Raw genomic sequence first — 17004 nt, forward strand, 5'->3', positions numbered from 1 at the left:
AGCCCCAAAGGGGCTTTTTATATAATTGCTAAAACAAATTAAAGTTAAATTTTAACACCGTTGCGAGCGGCTTTATCTTTAATAAATGTAGACCAACCTTTAGCAAACTTACGTGTGCGTGGGTCGTCCATTGCTTTAGTAATAGCAGCATAAGCTTGCTTGTATTTAGCTTGGTAGTAGTACGCTTCAGCTAAGTCTGAATAAATGGTGCCTTTTTTGTCAGAGCCAAGCTCTAACGCTTTGTTCAAACGAACAACAGCAGCACTAAAGTTCTCAGATTGTAAAAGTAACGATCCTGCTTTGCGGTAAAGCTCTGCATCGTCGTCAAATTTAGCAGCTTCTTCGTAGTACTTAGCAGCTTTTTCGATGTCTTTAGAACGGTGGTAGTTACTAGCAATTGCGTTAACATTTTGCTTAGTACGCTTAACTTTGTCTTCTTTAATCGCATTTTCAAGGGTTTTAGCCGCTTTAAATGGAATTTCGTTTAAAGAGTAAAAGTTAGAAAGTACTTTGTAATCGACTTCCGCTTCAAAATAGCCATTTTTGAATGCTACTTCCATGGTCGCTAGACCTTTAGAGTAGTCTTCGGTTTGTAGGTAGTATTTACCTAAACTAACCCAGGCTTTTTTGTCATCTGGCCAAACTCGTACAATCTCTTCACCAATTTTCACCATGTTGGCGTAGTCTTTAAGTTCAAAGTAAGAACCTAATTTTAATTGGTAAGGGGCCTTGTTAGGCTCCTTTTGTAAAGAGATTGCCTTGTCGGCAGGTTTAAAAACATCACGAAACTGACCTAACTGATAGTTAGCTTGCGCGATACGAGTATACACTTTAGGGTCTTCTTCGCCGGTGAAGTCCATCCAAGCTGTATAAGCTTTTTTGGCTTCTTGGAACTTTTCAGTACCTGCGTATAAATCACCTAATAGCTTTAAAGTTTGCTCGTGATCTGCGAAGTTTAAAATATCAGGGGCAACAGCTTGTCTAGAGTATTTAATCGCTTCATCGTACTTCTCTTTTTGCGCGTACATGCTACCTAAGTAACGATTTACAGTCGCTTTATCGAAGTCGTTAGATGCGTCAATCTCTTTTAATAAGGCAATTGCTTCATCAATTTTGTCTTCATTGTACAAGTCAAACGCTTTAATTACCTTTTTACCAGTACGCTCGCCCATGATTTTAGTCTTGGCTTTTTTACGCTCTTCAATTTTAGCGTAATCCGGCGCTGCTAATACAGGTGCAGTTATAGCTGCACCTGACACAGACATAAGAATTGCAAGAGCAGTTACTTTAGATAAATTTCTCATTACTCGCCTCCTTAGCCTTGGTTAAGTTTAAAGTCTAGTTGAACTTGTAAACCAACTTGTTTTTGTGGTTTACCGTCAATAATTTTAGGACGGTATTTCCACTTGCGTAATGCACGTTTAGCTTCACGGTCAAAGATACGTTTTGGTTCTGCGTCAATAACTTGAACGTCAGTCACGCCACCTAACTCATCAATTGTGAACGAAAGTTGTACCCAACCTTCTTTACCATCACGCGCTGCTTGCGTTGGATATTTTGGTTCAATACGAACGATAGGTGTCGCATCACCATCTCGTCCAAATGCACCTGGACCACTTAGTCCACCAGCCGAACTTCCTACATCAATGCTACCCATGTTAAATGACATAGCACCAGGGTTAGGATTGTTATTCTCCGGCTGTGGCGGCTGCGGTTTAGGCGGCTGCTTTGGCGGTGGCGGAGGCGGAGGCGGAACACGCTTCCTCTCCTGCACCTTAGATTCAGGCGGATTCGTCATTATTTCGACTATGATCTGCTCTTTTTGTTCAGTATTACGGTCAGCCCCACCAGAGATGAGGTAAGCCATGAAGTAGAACAAGCCGAAAGTAACTGCCCCACCTGCAATCAGTGAAAACAGAAAACGAATCATTACTGATCTCCAGCTATTGAAATTCTCAGGTTGTCACCTGTCGCTTTGATCTGGTCCATAACTTTAACCACTACGCCGTGCTTTGCTTCTTTATCAGCTTGCAAAATCACAACATCAGTAGGTTGTTCTGCTAATAAACTTTCGATTTTTGCTGAAACACGTTCAACATCAACTTGCTGTTTATCAATCCAGATAGCACCATCACTGCGAATAGCAACAAAAATGTTAGCATTTTTTTGCTTCGTAGCTTGGGCCGCTTTAGGTTTATTGACCTCGATACCAGCCTCTTTAACGAACGATGTAGTTACGATAAAGAAAATAAGCATGATAAATACGATGTCAAGCATTGGCGTCATATCTACCGCTGCTTCTTCTTCTTCACGAAAACGTTGTTTACGTGCCATATTTAATTCTCTCTCTAGTGATGAGGCATGCTATCTACAAGTTTGGCTTTCACCATTCTCGCTCTTGCCTCAAGGCGTGAGCTAAAGAAAACTCCAGATAGTGCCGCAACCATTCCAGCCATTGTTGGGATTGTTGCCATTGAAATACCTGATGCCATTAAACGTGCATTACCAGTACCTTGGGTTGCCATGGTTTCGAAAACCGCGATCATACCCGTTACAGTTCCAAGTAAGCCTATTAAAGGACAAACAGCTACTAATGTTTTAATCAACAACATACGCTGATCTAATTTTTCAGACGCTTCAGAAATCCATGCTTCACGGATTCTGTGTGCGTACCAAGACGTAGTGTCTTGGCGGGCATCCCACTTCGCTACAATATCCTTCGTTAAACGAGGAAATTCAGCAAGTAGGAACCAATAGCGCTCAATCATTAAAACCCACATAAGAAAGAGTGCTATCGCGACCACGTATAATACCTGGCCGCCTGTGCCAACAAAATCCCTGATAGATTCCCATATCTCCATCAGGACTAGCATTAGGCTTTCTCCTTCTCCGCGTGAGTAGCAACGATACCCGCGCTTTGCTCATCAAGGATATGTAATACTGACTTACTACGACCTGCAACAATTGAATGAAGTAGGATAAGTGGTAGTGCAGCAATTAGACCTAGCGCTGTAGTTACAAGAGCTAGAGAGATGTTACCAGCCATGATCTTCGGATCGCCCGTACCGAACAATGTGATTGTTTGGAACGTTAAGATCATACCGATTACTGTACCTAGTAGACCAAGTAACGGTGCGATTGCAGCAAGAATCTTGATGATGTTGATGCCAGCTTCAACACGTGGCGTTTCACGTAAGATAGCTTCATCAAGTTTAAGCTCAAGGTTTTCAACGTCTTGGCTCTTGTTGTCATGGTACACTTTAAGAATACGACCCAGTGGGTTGTTTGTATTCGGTGTAGACAAGTTTTTAAGCTGAGACTTGATCTTAGAAGTAGTAAGCGCTAAGTCAACGAAACGTACTAAGAAGATTAGTAGACCAACAGCTAATAAAACTGTGATGATGTAACCAACTTCAGCACCTTGCTCGTAGTATTCCATAAGCGTTTTCTTCTGCGTGTTGATACGTAAGATTGCACCACGAGTCGGGTCAATGTATACGCCAGCGTAATTGTCAGAAGAAGTACCTTCAAGAGCAGAGATACCATCTAAAATGTAGCTATCAGGTTGTTTACCTAAAGGCTGAATAGATTTTGTCTCTGGCGAGTAGATTAAGTAACCTTCGTCAGTAACTAAGTTAAAGTTACCGATACGTGTTACTTGCTTAACTGTAGAGTTACCGTCAAGACCTGACACTTCAGTTTCAAAAGTAGAAACTTTTGCTGACTCAGTCATTTCTGTTTGAAGTGCAATCCAAAGTTCTTCAAGTTCACGAACTGTTGGAAGTTCTTTAGCTGCTGCTAATGAACGAAGTACTTCTGCACGGCCTGGCTTTTCAGCACTTACTAGTGAAGCTTCGATAGAACCGATAGCGTCTTGCGCTGCACGACGTACAACACCAAACATTTCACCAAGAGTACCTTGTGCGTTTTGAAGCGCTTGCTCTTTTTCAGCTAATGTATTTTCGTTTTGTGCATATTGCTTAGCTAAGCTGTCACCGCGTGCTTTTTCAGACGCTAATTGGCTTTTTGCTTTGTTAAGTAATGCTTGCTTGTCAGCACGTTCTGATAAGAACTCTTGCTCACGTTGCTTATTGATTTTACCTTCAGAGATACGTTCTTGCTTTACTTGCTCAAGAATTTTATCTAAAGCATCAGTATTTGCATGTGCATTAAGCGCGGTACCTGCAGAAACAGATAGTACTGCTGCAACAGCAAAACCTTTAAATAGTTTCTTCATTATTCGATTACTCCGCGCCAAAGATTGGTAGTTTAACAAGTTCTAGTGTCGCTTGCTTACGCGCCATACGAATCACTTCTTTAACTGGTTTTAGGTATTCTTCACCTAATTCTTTCCACTCTTTAGTGTTGTTGTCCCACACCCAAGCGTGTTTTAAGTCAAAAGATTGTGCTACGTAAGTGATACGACCTAAACGACCGATATCAACGTTAATGTTTTTACCATCAACTTCTAAAGTACCTTGAGAAGCAGTTACAGCCGAGCTGTAAGCAGTTTCAACTGTGTATGCTTCAAGAACTTGGCGGAATTTCTCAGACGTCGTTACAGACGCAGAAGCCATGATTTCACGAAGTCTTTCTACACGAGCTAGACGAGAATCAAGATTGAACGGAACGTCCGCTTTGATGAATTGCTCAAGCGTATCGATCATGCGATACATCAAAGGCACAACGTTTTGTTTAGTGTTGTCGATAGTAGCGATTTGACGGTCAAACGATTCGATTGACGCATTTTGGTCAGCGACCAAACGTGCTACGTGATCGTTGTACACTTTCATAAGTTCAGTCTCATCAACAATACTACGGTACTCAGCGATTAGCTCTTGAGTTTGACCGTATACGTTGTCAATTTTAGTTTGAGACTTAACAGCAGCCTTTTGAATTTGCTGACCTGCTTTTTGCACGTCATTCAAAGGATCTGCAATCACATTGCTGCTTGCAAATGCAAAAGCGCCAACCAACGCAGATGCTACAAGACTCTTTCTGATTTTAACAGACATAGTTCCCAACCAATTAAGTAATGTTACTTTTATAATTTAATTATCAACCTTATTAAGGATGACAACCCTGATATCTTTTAATAGATATCAACCCTCCAATAATGCTAAATGCAATACGCCCTGTCAACTTGATGTTAGCTATTCTAAGTAAATAAATACCTTGAAAAAGCTAAAACTAAAGTATTACAAAAAATACTGTTAACATAAATGCAACCAGTATTAAGCCGTTTTAGCATTATATAGCCCCTTTAAAATTAAACACTAGTTAAAAATTAGACACTTACATGAAACAAAAATGCAACATCTAAACAAAACTGAATTGCACCTTAAAAAAAAACAAAAATAATAAAAATGTGACAATTTGATGAACTAGATTTGGTTAAATTAGGCTAAAAACACATCTTAACTTACAAATCCTGCGCTTCATCGTATAAAAATACAACAATTCGAAAGTGGTTTTGAGATGATGTATAAATATTACTGCATTTAAGTTAATGGCTTTAACTTTGCTAAGCCCAAGTTAAGCCTTATTAAAGCCAGTAAAACACTCAGTTAATTACACGGTTTTTTAATACACACTATGCGTGTGCTAAATGTATTCTCTAAGCTTGGTGAAAGTATGCAGATTGTGAGCTGTTAATGTATTAAAGCGGCGTTACTTTTTAACGGGGATATTAACTAGCAAAATGGGAAATATGTTAAACGTGTTTGAAGCTATAGCAAGAAGTTAAATTTAAACGTTTGACTGTATTAAGGAGTGTAGAAACAATATTAAGGAGTGTAGAAACAATATTAGGGAATGTATAAACAATGAGGAAGATTTTGAGGAATTATGGTGAAACAGAAAACTGCTTCACCAAGATGAACTAAGGTTCACATAATTAAAATTATGCTACTTCTACGTTCTCAGCTTCAGGGCCTTTTTGACCTTGTTTGATGCTGAAAGTCACTGCTTGACCTTCGCTAAGAGTGCGAAAACCAGAACCAGTGATTGCGCTGAAATGTACAAACACGTCAGGACCATTTTCTTGTTCAATGAAACCAAAGCCTTTAGCTTCGTTGAAAAATTTTACTTTACCAGTAACCGACATACTAAATTTTCCTGTAAGTCAATAATTAAAATTCAGCCATATTATTATGGCTATATCCTCCCTGAGTCAGTGCCCAAAATTCTGGAGGTATAGTACAGGAACAAGTTTTAACCTAACCGGTAACCTTAAACGCAGCACAATATCCGTAAATTCAATACGCAAAAACTCAAAGCAAGTTAAGGTTAACACATTAATTTTTTTTTGGCTCTATTAATTAAGATTTATTTACTCAGAACAAAAATAAATAAAGCATTATACGTAAGTGGTTATTTTTAAAGCTAAAATTGAACAAAAAACGGCAGCTTTCTTGCTCGTAATTGTAACAATTCATGTATAACAGCTTAGCTTAACAAATAAAGTACCTCGTAAAGAGCGTTAAAACTCGCGTGAAGGTTGAATTTCAAGCAAATAAAAAGCCGTACAGCAAGCTATACGGCTTTAATACAATGCTAATTTAATACACTTTACTTAACCTGCCAGTCAATCGTAGCTTCTGCTTTAATAGGCACGACTTGTGAGTCACCAAGTGTGTAACTTGCGGGAACTTGCCAAGGGCTTTTCTCTAGGGTAATTGTATCGGTGTTACGGGCAAGTCCGTAAAAGTCAGGCCCAAAATGGCTTGCAAAGCCCTCTAATTTATCCAGTGCGCCCGCCTCTTCAAAGGCTTCGGCGTAAAGTTCAATCGCAGCATGTGCTGTATAGGCGCCAGCACAACCGCATGCCGCTTCCTTTTTATCTTTATAATGTGGTGCTGAGTCAGTCCCTAAAAAGAACTTTTTATTTCCACTTATAGCTGCCGCCATTAATGCTTGTTGGTGAATATTGCGCTTTAAAATAGGTAAACAGTAATAATGCGGACGTATGCCACCAGCTAACATGTGATTACGGTTATACAATAAGTGATGCGCGGTAATAGTTGCCGCCACATTTTGCGGCGCGGCTGTTACAAAATCAACGGCGTCTTTTGTCGTAATGTGTTCAAGCACTATTTTCAGATTTGGAAAATCCGCTACAACATCGCCTAAAATCGTCTCTAAAAATACTTTTTCACGATCAAAAATATCTATTGATGAATCAGTCACCTCACCATGCACTAATAACAGCATGCCCACGTCTTGCATCGCTTCAAATACAGGGTAAATATTCTTTACTGATGTAACCCCTGAATCTGAGTTAGTGGTTGCCCCTGCTGGGTACAACTTGGCAGCAACAATTTTACCCGTTGCTTTGGCTTTTTTAATTTCTTCAGGTGTGGTTTTATCGGTTAGGTAAAGCACCATTAAGGGTTCAAAGTTGCCCTGCGGCCCCGCTGCCATAATTCGCTCTCGATAAGCTAGCGCTAAATCAGTGCTCGTTGCTGGCGGTACAAGGTTTGGCATTATGATGGCGCGGCCCATGTAGCGGCTAATATCGCGTACTGTATCTTTAAGTTGCTCACCATCACGTAAATGGACATGCCAATCATCAGGACGAGTTATGGTTAATGTGTTTTTTGAATCGGTATTAATGCTCATTACTTTTTTCCACGGCTGAATTTATCCGATCATAGGCATATGGAAAGACCTAGTAAAGTGTTATCTAAACTATTCCCCTCTATGGGTGCTGCAAAATACTATTGGGTTTAAGTTTAACGACGATTACACTCGTTTAAGCGTTTTATTTTGAACATGCTTTAAATTTGGGTTAACTTATCAGTGCTAATACAAATAAAAAGAATAAAATTACCCTATGTCGAATCATATCGATACCTATAAAGCGCTCGAAGTTAAAACTGAACAACTGAGCATAATAAATCAGTTTTCCTCAAGCTTATTACAGCTCGATACCCTAGAAGAGTTATTTGAGTATGTAACCACTCAAGTAGTAAACCGCCTTGGGTTTGTTGATTGTGTTATTTACCTAGCTGATGAAACACGTTTACAGCTAAATCAAGTCGCTTCTATGGGCATAACCCACGCCAGAGACGAATACCAAGCAGAGCGTAAAATTATTGGCTTTAACGAAGGTATAACCGGTTATGTCGCCCGTACAGGCACAGCTATTATTATTGGCGATGTTACGCAAGACCCTCGCTACATTGCTGATGAACGCCCTGCTCAATCAGAGTTATGTGTGCCACTTATATACAAGGATCATGTTTTAGGGGTTATTGATTGTGAACATCCAATAAAAAACTACTTCACAAACGCCCATCTAGAAATATTAACCACGGTTGCGCATTTATTAAGTGCTAAGCTAAACCAAGTAAACACGGTCAATAGCTTAACGCACACAGTAAAACAGTTAAATGATGCGCAAAAGCTTGAAAACAGCTTACTGCAAATCGCTAATTTAACGTATAAAGCCAGTAACCTAGATACCTTTTTTGAAGCTCTTCACAGCATAATAAATAGCTTACTTCCTGCAGATAACTTTTTTATTGCCCTTTACGATAAGCAAGTAGACATACTCGATTTGGTTTACATCGTTGAAGAAGGCATTCAAACGCACGCCCACAAAAAAATATCAAAAGAGCAATTAAAAGACACAGCTTCGTATTACCTACTAAAATCAGACCGTGTATTGCTATTAAATCAAAACGATTATCAGCAACATATAAATAACGGCGACTTTAAGCTTGTTGGCCGTCTTTCTGAATCCTGGCTAGGTGTGCCTTTTAAAGCAAATGATAGAATAAGCGGTGTAATTGTTGTTCAAAGTTACGATAAAAAGCTGCATTATAACGAACACGACAGCGCCCTTTTAACCTACGTAAGTAGGCAAATTAGTATGGCCATAGATAGGCAGCTTGCAAGGCAAGAGCTTGAACACAAAGCTTTGCATGATGAGCTAACAGGCCTCGCTAATCGCTCGTTACTTATTGAGCGTATTAAACATGCAATTTTGCGTTTATCGCGTGTTAAAAAAGGCACGAGCCACGCCTTGCTTTATTTAGATTTTGATCGATTTAAAAGTATTAATGATTCGCTTGGCCATGAGGTTGGCGATCACTTTTTAATTAAAATTTGTGAGCTAATAAAAGGCACCGTAAGAAACACCGATACGTTTGCACGCCTTGGTGGCGACGAATTTGCTATTTTTATGGAAAACATCACGCACCGAAACCAGGTTAGCGAAGCGTTAAAACGAATAAACACAGCCCTTGCTAAGCCACTTAATGTGGATAGTCATTTATTGCAAGCATCAACCAGCATTGGCATCGCCTTTAGTGAAAGCAGCGACGATAAAGCCTATTTGTTATTACAGCAAGCCGATGCCGCTATGTACGAAGCTAAATCAAGCGGGCGTGGCCAAGTTAAGTTTTTTAATAACACCATGCGTAAAAAGCTCAAAACACATGCCGATATAGAAAACGACTTACAACACGGCATTGAACACAACGAATTTGAGCTTTATTTTCAGCCTATTTTTACTATAGCGACAAGCGAAGTTGTCGGCTTTGAGGCATTAGTGAGATGGCACCATCCAAAAAAAGGGTTTGTGCCACCAAATGAGTTTATTCCGATAGCCGAAACCACCGGGCAAATTATTAACCTCGATTTGCACTTGCTTGACCTTGCTGCACAACATATTGCGCACTGGCACACATTAGGGCATCGCTTTTTAAAAGTAACGGTCAATGTGTCATCGCGTCATTTTGCCAGCCTCGACTTTGTTGCCCAAGTTCACGCATTATATAATAAATACCAACTGCCTTTAGGGTCGTTGTGTTTAGAAATCACTGAATCAGGGCTTATTGCTAACCTTGATTTAGCAACTCAAATAATAGAAGGGCTAGCCCCACTTAAAGTAAAGTTATGCTTAGATGACTTTGGTACTGGATACTCAGCACTTGGTTACTTACACCAATTACCTATTCATATTTTAAAAATAGATAAAAGCTTTATCGATCACCTCAACAAAACCAATAACCCGTTAGTAGAGGCCATTCTCTCATTAGCGCAATCACTAAACTTTGAAGTTGTGGCTGAGGGAATCGAAACCCAAGAGCAACTAAATATTTTACAAGCCACTCAATGTAATTACGGGCAAGGCTTTTTAAAGTCAAAACCAGTTACAGCACAACACGCCATTAAGCTTATCCACAAACCGCTTTAGTAGCTGGTATCCAAAGGCTTACTTTTTCACAACCAAAAAGGTGTAAAAAGTAAGCCCCGTAATACCCATTCGTTTATTTAAGCGCTTAGTTTTGAAGTAATAAAAACATGTTGTTGCTGTTTAAGCTTTAGCCCATTAAAAACAGACCTGTTATTACGCGTTGTGATAATTACTTATCCCTCTTAAAAACCAGTGCCATTTATTAAGCTGCCCTGCCCATAACGCGCTCTTAACAGCCGCTGCATAACCCAACAAAACAACTTGAGCTAAACTCATGCCAAACTCATCAAACCAGTAGCAACTAAAGTACCCACATTAGTTAATTTAACTTTAAGGGCATATTTTAGTAAATAATAGATTATTTTAGCCATCTAGACGTTGAAACGTTTTTTGTAAAGGCGTAGTATGTAGTCAATCTGAGCCAAACTCACTTTTCCCTTGAGAATTATTAAAGATGATTGATATAAAACACCTTAAAACTATTGCGACATTAAAAGACACCGGATCGTTAGTTAATACAGCCCGCGAATTATTTTTAACGCAATCAGCTTTATCTCATCAAATTAAAGACTTAGAAAACAAATTAGACTGCCAATTATTTGAAAGAAAAACGCAGCCTGTGCGCTTTACGCCACAAGGAATGCTATTACTCGAACTTGCCAACGAAGTGTTACCTAAAGTAGAAGCCACTAAGTGCCGTTTAAAAGAAAGCCTTAATCAACCTATTTCTCAACTGCGCTTAAGTGTTGAATGCCATGCGTGTTTTCATTGGCTGCTGCCTACTATTAAAGAATTTAATAATTTTTGGCCAGACATTAAAATTGACTACGAACGCGGCTTTAGCTACGACGCTATACCAGATTTACTCAACGATGAGCTCGACTTAGTATTGACCTCAGATATACGCGATCCTGATAAACTTGAATACGCTCACTTATTTGATTTTAAATTAAAGCTTATCGTCGCCCCTGATCACGACCTAGCTAAAAAAGCATATGTAACAGCGCTTGATTTAAAAAACGAAACCATTATTTCGTATCCTATTCCGCGCGAGCGACAAGATATATTTAAACACTTTATTCAAAATGCCCGCTTTGACGGCACCCTAAAAAATGTAGATCAAGGCTTATTAATTTTTCAGCTCGTGAGTGCAGGAATGGGTGTAGCAGCGCTGCCTGATTGGTTGGTAACACCTTACGAAAGCCAAGGTTTAATTAAATCAATCCCGCTTGGTGCACTAGGCCTAACCCGCCCTATGTACCTAGCAATGAAAAAAGACATGAAAGACAACCCCGTTTATCGCCATTTTTTAAATACCTGTAAGCAAAATAACGGTCGATAAATCACAAACGAATAAGTAACATAAGGCCTATTGTGTTTTATGTTGCTTTTTATGTTTGAATTAAAAAAATTATTAGGTGGCTTAATTATGCCGCTACCACTATTTGGTTTACTTGCGTTTGTAATGCTAGTTTTGGCGTTTCGTGCACGTAAGTCTGCTTTAGTGATCGCAAGCTTAAGTATATTGGCGCTTTTAGTATTAAGTACGCCGTTTGCTGCGCATCAACTGATTAAAAACAATGAGCCCTCGTCATTGGCTTTTAATGCACTAAAACACCCAACCCTTGATAAAATTGTTGTGCTGGGTTGCGACATAAACCCTAACCCCGCTTTAAGCGCTAATAATCAGCTAGGAAATTGTGCGCTTACTCGCTTGGTAGAAGGGGTTAAGCTTGCAAAAAAATACCCTAATGCAACGCTTATCGTATCTGGCGGTGGCTATGGCAAAGTAACCAATAGCGCGTTAATGAGCCAAACAGCAATAAATTTAGGGGTGAGTAAAAACCGCATAAAACAAAACCCACAGGCAATGGATACAGCCGCAGAAGCCAAACTCCTCGCGCCTAAGCTCGTTGATTTTAAGGTTGCACTGGTTACGTCTGTGCTACACATGCCGCGCTCAATAAACTTGTTTAATGCCCAAGGCATAGAGGTAATTCCTGCCGCTACGGATTATCACAATTTTGCGGCTTTACCTTTGTATAAACAATTTATACCAAATGCTGAGGCATTACGTGTAGTAACGCAATATGCCCATGAAGTGATTGGGAATGCTTGGATAAGTATGCGCCGCTGGATAAACCCAGAGGCGCTGTAGAGTATATATAAATTTATACTGGGTTATCTATATCTATAAAGCTCACATCAAAACCATGTTCTTTGGCAAGTAGCTCACCAAGGGCTTTAATTCCGTAACGCTCGGTTGCATGATGCCCTGCTGCAAAAAAGTCTATATTTTGCTCTCGCGAGCTGTGAATAGTTTGCTCTGAGGCTTCACCCGTTAGGTATGCATCAATCCCCTGCTCTGCTGCTAAATCGATATAACCTTGCCCGCCTCCTGTACACAGGGCAATGGTGTTAATTTTTTCATCGCGTACAACACAACTTAAAGGCTCGCGGTTTAAAGCTTTGGCTATTTTATTTGCAAACTCGCTACCTGTAAGTGGAGTTTTTAACCGTCCTTTCATAGCAACGCTATAAGTAACGGGCTCAAGCCCTGTCTCTATTTCAATATCGAGCAAATTAGCAAGCTGGGCGTTGTTACCTATAACAGGGTGAATATCAAGCGGTAAATGATAGGCAAATAAATTAATATCGTGCGCTAACAAAGCCCCAATACGGCGTTTTTTCATGCCTGTAATAGGTTGCGATTCACCTTTCCAAAAATAACCATGGTGAACCAAAACAGCATCGGCTTTTTTTTCTATTGCTGCATCAATGAGTGCTTGGCTTGCAGTCACCCCCGTAACAATCGTTCTGATTTCATTTTTACCTTCGACTTGCAGCCCATTTGGACAAAAATCTTTAATTGTGTGAGGCTTTAAAATGTCGTCTAACAGTTGGTTAAATTCTCTACGTTGCATACTTATTACCTTACTCAGCACTGAATTTTGTGCAAATTTTGGCGTTTATGGGGCTAAAATGGAAGGAAAATCGCAAAAAATTGAAAAACAGTTGGAAAATAGGTATAAATACGGCTTCTTTATCTGTGTTCACAACGTATAGGGTCTCTGATGAGCAAACTAGACAAAACAGAAGTTTTATCTGCCTTTGAAGCTGCATATGAAGCTGCCAATGGTAAAAAACCTGAAATTACTACAAAACCTGGCTGGTACAGCATCGATGGTGGCAAAAACTTACGCCTAGCTGATGTAGCAGAGCTAACGAAAGAATTAAGCTCTGGCAAATCGCCTGCACAAGCTGAGCAAAAAGCGCCTGCGAAAAAAACTAAAACTAAAGCTGCTGCGCCTGTTAAAGCACAAAAAACAGCGCCGTTTACTGTTGTAACACAAAGCGAAGACGGCTACACAGCTGAAGAGCTTTGGATTGTTGAGCTTGCAAGTAAAGATCACGACTGTCGCTTACCGCGCGGTGTTGTTTAAACAACATGTGATTAATAAAAAAGCCGCGTTAAGCGGTTTTTTTGTGCCTGTTTATCACCTTCTATCAATTCGCTTTATTAAATAATTTATTTTGAGCTAAAAAAAGCGGCTAATAGCCGCTTTTTAAACGTGTATTACAATTATAGCTTTTCAAAATAAAGTGGTTTTCGCTGCTTTTTACCCACTTCGTTCATTGTGCTTGCATCAAATAAGCGCCCATTGATCATGGTGTAATCGACTTTATCTGAATCGCGAATATTTTTCAGCGGATCGCCATCAATAACAATTAAATCGGCAAGCTTACCTACTTCTAGCGAGCCTATATTTTTATCAAGCCCCAAATATTTAGCAGGGTCAAGCGTAGAGGCTCTAATTGCTTCAAGTGAACTCATACCGCCTTGAGCAAACATCCACATTTCCCAATGAGCACCTAAGCCCTCGCGTTGTCCGTGAGCACCTAAATTTACCAGTACACCTAAATCTTGCAGCTCTTTAGCAACGCGGGCGTTATTAAAGTGGTTATAGTGATGATCGGGCGCTTTTACTCGGCGCATAGCACGTGGCAACAGCTGATTTTTAGGCACAAACTTACTTAAACGCGGGTGATTCCACACGTCCGTTTTATCGTACCAGTAGTTTTCTCCCCAAATTCCGCCATAGGCGACAACAAGCGTTGGGGTATAACCAACATCACTTTGCGACCATAATTGTTTTATATCATCGTAAATATGCTCAACCGGAATTGAGTGTTCAATGCCCGTATGCCCATCAACAACCATACTTAAGTTATGTTGTAGCAGTGAGCCGCCCTCTGGCACAACCATCATCTCAAGCTCACGCCCTGCTTCAATAACTTGTTGGCGCTGCTCACGGCGTGGCTGGTTGTACGATTTAACACTAAACGCCCCAACCTTTTTAAGACGCTCTAAATGAAATTTAGCATCATCTAGCGAATCAATATGCGAGGTGTAACCAGGCATATTTGCTCCATATAAAATGGTGCCGGTAGAAAAAATACGTGGCCCGACAATCATGCCGGCTTTTTGCATTTCACTGGCGGTAAATATTTCAGAGGTATCGTTTGATGGATCATGAATTGTTGTGACACCTAACGCTAAACCGGCATAGTTTTTCCAGTTTTGCTGAGGAATAATTTCATCGCTGGCTTGTGAGCCATGGGCATGCGCATCAACAATCCCTGGCATAATTGTTTTACCTGCTACATCGATAATTTCAGCCCCTTTGGGGATCGTTACCTCATCAGCAGTACCAATCGCTTTTATACGTTTACCGTCTGTGATGATGACACCATTTTCTATGACTTGCTCACCCTTCATGGTAATAATGTTGGCGCCCTTTAGCGCAATCATGCCCTTTGGTGCAGCCATTTTTTTACTAAAGCTAATATTCTCACCGCTTTTTACTTTAAAGTCGGCATCATCGGCTTTATCAATAGCAAACATACCATCAAGGCTTGCATGGTATAGCTCGGGCCCTAAGCTCCAGTAGAGAGTGTTACTTTGAGCACTCCAACTTATATTTTCACCCGCACGCACAGACAACTGCTCAATAGGAAACTGGTTATCTTTAGGGCTTATTGTGATAGGTGAGCCGCTTTCTACCAGCGGGGTAACAAATACTTTAAAGCGCTCAGCAAACGCTAAGTATTTACCATCTGGTGAGACTCGAAATTCAGTCGCATGCTCTGATTCGTAAAGTTTACGAACGTTTTTAGTTTCAAGCTCCACAACACTTAAGGTAGGCTTAGGCCAAGGGCTCATGATAAATACACGGTCATTGGCGCTACCAAACTGAGGTTGATAACCACTTTTAGAAATAAGCTCGCTCTCTCCCCCTTTTGCGCTTACTTTATAAATACCTGGGTTAAGTGACCACTTAGGATTTAAAATACTTCCGCCGGTGGCTTTACGATAAACGATTGTTTTGCCGTCAGGACTAAAAGTAGGCTCAACGTATTTACCCGGCTCGCGGGTTATCGCCTCGCCGCGCCCGCTACGAGCAGAGACAACGCGTACAGTACCTTGCTTAGTATCACTCCACGTGGTGTAAACAATCTTTTTCCCATCGCGGGAGTACTGCGGAAACAGCTCATAATGATCAGTTTGTTTGGTTAAGCGCTTAATTTTACCAGAGTCTAAATCGCGTTTATAAATATAACCTAATGCTTCAAAAATCGCAGTTTCACCATCGGGGCTAACCTGCACGTTGCGCAACATTTTTACATCAAACTCATCGGTATCTAAATTTTGAGTAAAGCGTACCGCGGTTTGTATTTTTTTACTGGTGTTTACTTTAAAGGGAACACGCGCAACAGCTTTATCATCAACAGCAATTTTATGTATTGAACCTGAAGCCCAAAACACCAGTTCTTCGTTATCTGGGGTCCACGCAATTGTCGGATACACACCATGAATAGCCCAGGTTTCTTGCATATCGCGTTCAAGCTTGTCATAAAGCTTGGTGTGCTCACCACTGGTTAGGTCGTATAAGTACAAGCTTGTTTGAAAGTCATCACGTCTTATATAGGCAAGCTTTTTACCATCAGGTGAAGGTGTGGGTCTTATCGCACCGCCCATGCCTTGTATTATGGTTTCTATTTCGCCTGTTTCTCTATCGTAGCGCTTAATTTTATAAATACCGGCAACAGAATCTTTAGAGTAGTGAAAAGTTTTACCTGGCGTCGCGTCATGAGAAAAATAAACATAGCGCCCATCTGGTGAGAACATTGGCTCACCTAAGTCTTTTTGGTCGTTCTCACGTTTAGTAAGCTGAACACCTTTACCACCCGCTTTGTGATAGAGCCACACTTCTCCAGCCCCTAGTGAGCGACTAGCGGTAAAGTGTTTGCGTGCGACAAGGTAATCGCCATCAGGGCTCCATGCGGGGCTGTTTAAAAGTCTAAAGGTTTCGTTAGTCACAGCGTGTTGATTGCTACCATCAACATCCATAACCCAAATATTATCACCACCGCCTTGATCTGAGGTAAACGCAATGTGTTTACCATCAGGGCTAAAGCGAGGCTGCATTTGCCAAGCAATATCTGAGGTGAGTTTAGTTGCTTCACCTCCGCTTATAGGCATAGTGTAAATGTCGCCAAGTAAGTCAAACACCAGCGTGTTGCCATCAGGACTAACATCAATGTTCATCCATGTGCCTTGCTCTGTGCTAATGGTTGCATCTACAAACTCACCTTTTGGTGAGTCTACCTGCCACTTTTCTTGCTCTTCGTTTGCGTGCGGCTGACCTATTGCAAGGCCGACTGATAAAGCCAGTGCAGTGTGAAGCATTTTTTTCATGCATTTCTCGCTTGTTATTATTGCAGTTAAACTCTCTAAC

At 40.5% G+C, this 17004-nt stretch carries 14 protein-coding genes; 4 read left to right on the forward strand and 10 right to left on the reverse strand.

Annotated features, from left to right (window positions below; all coding sequences use genetic code 11):
* Positions 1 to 44: 44 nt before the first annotated feature.
* The 8 genes from PSH54_RS13675 to pyrC all read right to left on the reverse strand — a co-directional run bounded on the left by PSH54_RS13675 (position 45) and on the right by pyrC (position 7620).
* Positions 45 to 1304, reverse strand: a complete 1260-nt coding sequence (locus PSH54_RS13675; RefSeq protein ID WP_004588132.1) for a tetratricopeptide repeat protein — start codon at positions 1302 to 1304, stop codon at positions 45 to 47.
* 11 nt (positions 1305 to 1315) lie between these two features.
* The gene (locus PSH54_RS13680) at positions 1316 to 1930 is read right to left on the reverse strand and encodes an energy transducer TonB (protein WP_004588133.1); all 615 of its coding nucleotides are present in this window, start codon (positions 1928 to 1930) and stop codon (positions 1316 to 1318) included.
* Positions 1930 to 2334: an ExbD/TolR family protein gene (locus PSH54_RS13685; RefSeq protein ID WP_004588134.1), complete on the reverse strand. Its 405-nt coding sequence runs from the start codon at positions 2332 to 2334 to the stop codon at positions 1930 to 1932. Before PSH54_RS13685 ends, PSH54_RS13680 begins: the two co-directional genes overlap by 1 nt.
* 14 nt (positions 2335 to 2348) lie before the next feature.
* Positions 2349 to 2873, reverse strand: a complete 525-nt coding sequence (locus tag PSH54_RS13690; RefSeq protein WP_004588135.1) for a MotA/TolQ/ExbB proton channel family protein — start codon at positions 2871 to 2873, stop codon at positions 2349 to 2351.
* Positions 2873 to 4237 (reverse strand): MotA/TolQ/ExbB proton channel family protein, encoded by a 1365-nt coding sequence (locus PSH54_RS13695; protein WP_004588136.1) that lies wholly within the window; start codon positions 4235 to 4237, stop codon positions 2873 to 2875. Before PSH54_RS13695 ends, PSH54_RS13690 begins: the two co-directional genes overlap by 1 nt.
* A 7-nt stretch (positions 4238 to 4244) precedes the next feature.
* Positions 4245 to 5015, reverse strand: coding sequence for a DUF3450 domain-containing protein (locus tag PSH54_RS13700; protein ID WP_004588137.1), 771 nt, complete (start codon positions 5013 to 5015; stop codon positions 4245 to 4247).
* A gap of 887 nt (positions 5016 to 5902) precedes the next feature.
* Positions 5903 to 6106, reverse strand: a complete 204-nt coding sequence (locus tag PSH54_RS13705) for a cold-shock protein (RefSeq protein WP_004588138.1) — start codon at positions 6104 to 6106, stop codon at positions 5903 to 5905.
* A gap of 464 nt (positions 6107 to 6570) precedes the next feature.
* Positions 6571 to 7620: a dihydroorotase gene (pyrC, locus tag PSH54_RS13710; protein ID WP_096041495.1), complete on the reverse strand. Its 1050-nt coding sequence runs from the start codon at positions 7618 to 7620 to the stop codon at positions 6571 to 6573.
* Positions 7621 to 7834: 214 nt separating this feature from the next.
* Here pyrC and PSH54_RS13715 point away from each other — a divergent pair, with 214 nt between their 5' ends.
* The 3 genes from PSH54_RS13715 (at position 7835) to PSH54_RS13725 (ending at position 12362) form a co-directional block, all read left to right on the forward strand.
* A complete protein-coding gene (locus tag PSH54_RS13715) occupies positions 7835 to 10204 on the forward strand; it encodes a bifunctional diguanylate cyclase/phosphodiesterase (protein WP_054983093.1) in 2370 nt (789 codons plus the stop codon).
* Positions 10205 to 10658: 454 nt separating this feature from the next.
* Positions 10659 to 11546, forward strand: a complete 888-nt coding sequence (locus PSH54_RS13720; protein ID WP_004588141.1) for a LysR substrate-binding domain-containing protein — start codon at positions 10659 to 10661, stop codon at positions 11544 to 11546.
* Between the two features lie 51 nt (positions 11547 to 11597).
* Positions 11598 to 12362 (forward strand): YdcF family protein, encoded by a 765-nt coding sequence (locus PSH54_RS13725; RefSeq protein WP_273606352.1) that lies wholly within the window; start codon positions 11598 to 11600, stop codon positions 12360 to 12362.
* 13 nt (positions 12363 to 12375) lie between these two features.
* On the opposite strand, the gene PSH54_RS13730 is transcribed toward PSH54_RS13725, so the two are convergent.
* A complete protein-coding gene (locus tag PSH54_RS13730; RefSeq protein ID WP_273606353.1) occupies positions 12376 to 13128 on the reverse strand; it encodes a Nif3-like dinuclear metal center hexameric protein in 753 nt (250 codons plus the stop codon).
* Positions 13129 to 13278: 150 nt separating this feature from the next.
* On the opposite strand from PSH54_RS13730, the gene PSH54_RS13735 reads away from it, so the two are divergent.
* Positions 13279 to 13647, forward strand: a complete 369-nt coding sequence (locus PSH54_RS13735) for a hypothetical protein (protein ID WP_004588144.1) — start codon at positions 13279 to 13281, stop codon at positions 13645 to 13647.
* Between the two features lie 140 nt (positions 13648 to 13787).
* Here PSH54_RS13735 and PSH54_RS13740 read toward each other — a convergent pair whose 3' ends face one another.
* Positions 13788 to 16964: an amidohydrolase family protein gene (locus tag PSH54_RS13740; protein WP_273606354.1), complete on the reverse strand. Its 3177-nt coding sequence runs from the start codon at positions 16962 to 16964 to the stop codon at positions 13788 to 13790.
* Positions 16965 to 17004: the final 40 nt, after the last annotated feature.

This window comes from Pseudoalteromonas sp. Angola-30 (genome assembly GCF_028599215.1).
GTDB lineage: Bacteria > Pseudomonadota > Gammaproteobacteria > Enterobacterales > Alteromonadaceae > Pseudoalteromonas > Pseudoalteromonas atlantica.

Bases quoted from the DNA above. Each gene is read 5' to 3' on its own strand.
- PSH54_RS13675 (WP_004588132.1), bottom strand. From the start codon at position 1,304: ATGAGAAATTTATCTAAAGTAACTGCTCTTGCAATTCTTATGTCTGTG.
- PSH54_RS13680 (WP_004588133.1), bottom strand. From the start codon at position 1,930: ATGATTCGTTTTCTGTTTTCACTGATTGCAGGTGGGGCAGTTACTTTC.
- PSH54_RS13685 (WP_004588134.1), bottom strand. From the start codon at position 2,334: ATGGCACGTAAACAACGTTTTCGTGAAGAAGAAGAAGCAGCGGTAGAT.
- PSH54_RS13690 (WP_004588135.1), bottom strand. From the start codon at position 2,873: ATGCTAGTCCTGATGGAGATATGGGAATCTATCAGGGATTTTGTTGGC.
- PSH54_RS13695 (WP_004588136.1), bottom strand. From the start codon at position 4,237: ATGAAGAAACTATTTAAAGGTTTTGCTGTTGCAGCAGTACTATCTGTT.
- PSH54_RS13700 (WP_004588137.1), bottom strand. From the start codon at position 5,015: ATGTCTGTTAAAATCAGAAAGAGTCTTGTAGCATCTGCGTTGGTTGGC.
- PSH54_RS13705 (WP_004588138.1), bottom strand. From the start codon at position 6,106: ATGTCGGTTACTGGTAAAGTAAAATTTTTCAACGAAGCTAAAGGCTTT.
- pyrC (WP_096041495.1), bottom strand. From the start codon at position 7,620: ATGAGCATTAATACCGATTCAAAAAACACATTAACCATAACTCGTCCT.
- PSH54_RS13715 (WP_054983093.1), top strand. From the start codon at position 7,835: ATGTCGAATCATATCGATACCTATAAAGCGCTCGAAGTTAAAACTGAA.
- PSH54_RS13720 (WP_004588141.1), top strand. From the start codon at position 10,659: ATGATTGATATAAAACACCTTAAAACTATTGCGACATTAAAAGACACC.
- PSH54_RS13725 (WP_273606352.1), top strand. From the start codon at position 11,598: ATGTTTGAATTAAAAAAATTATTAGGTGGCTTAATTATGCCGCTACCA.
- PSH54_RS13730 (WP_273606353.1), bottom strand. From the start codon at position 13,128: ATGCAACGTAGAGAATTTAACCAACTGTTAGACGACATTTTAAAGCCT.
- PSH54_RS13735 (WP_004588144.1), top strand. From the start codon at position 13,279: ATGAGCAAACTAGACAAAACAGAAGTTTTATCTGCCTTTGAAGCTGCA.
- PSH54_RS13740 (WP_273606354.1), bottom strand. From the start codon at position 16,964: ATGAAAAAAATGCTTCACACTGCACTGGCTTTATCAGTCGGCCTTGCA.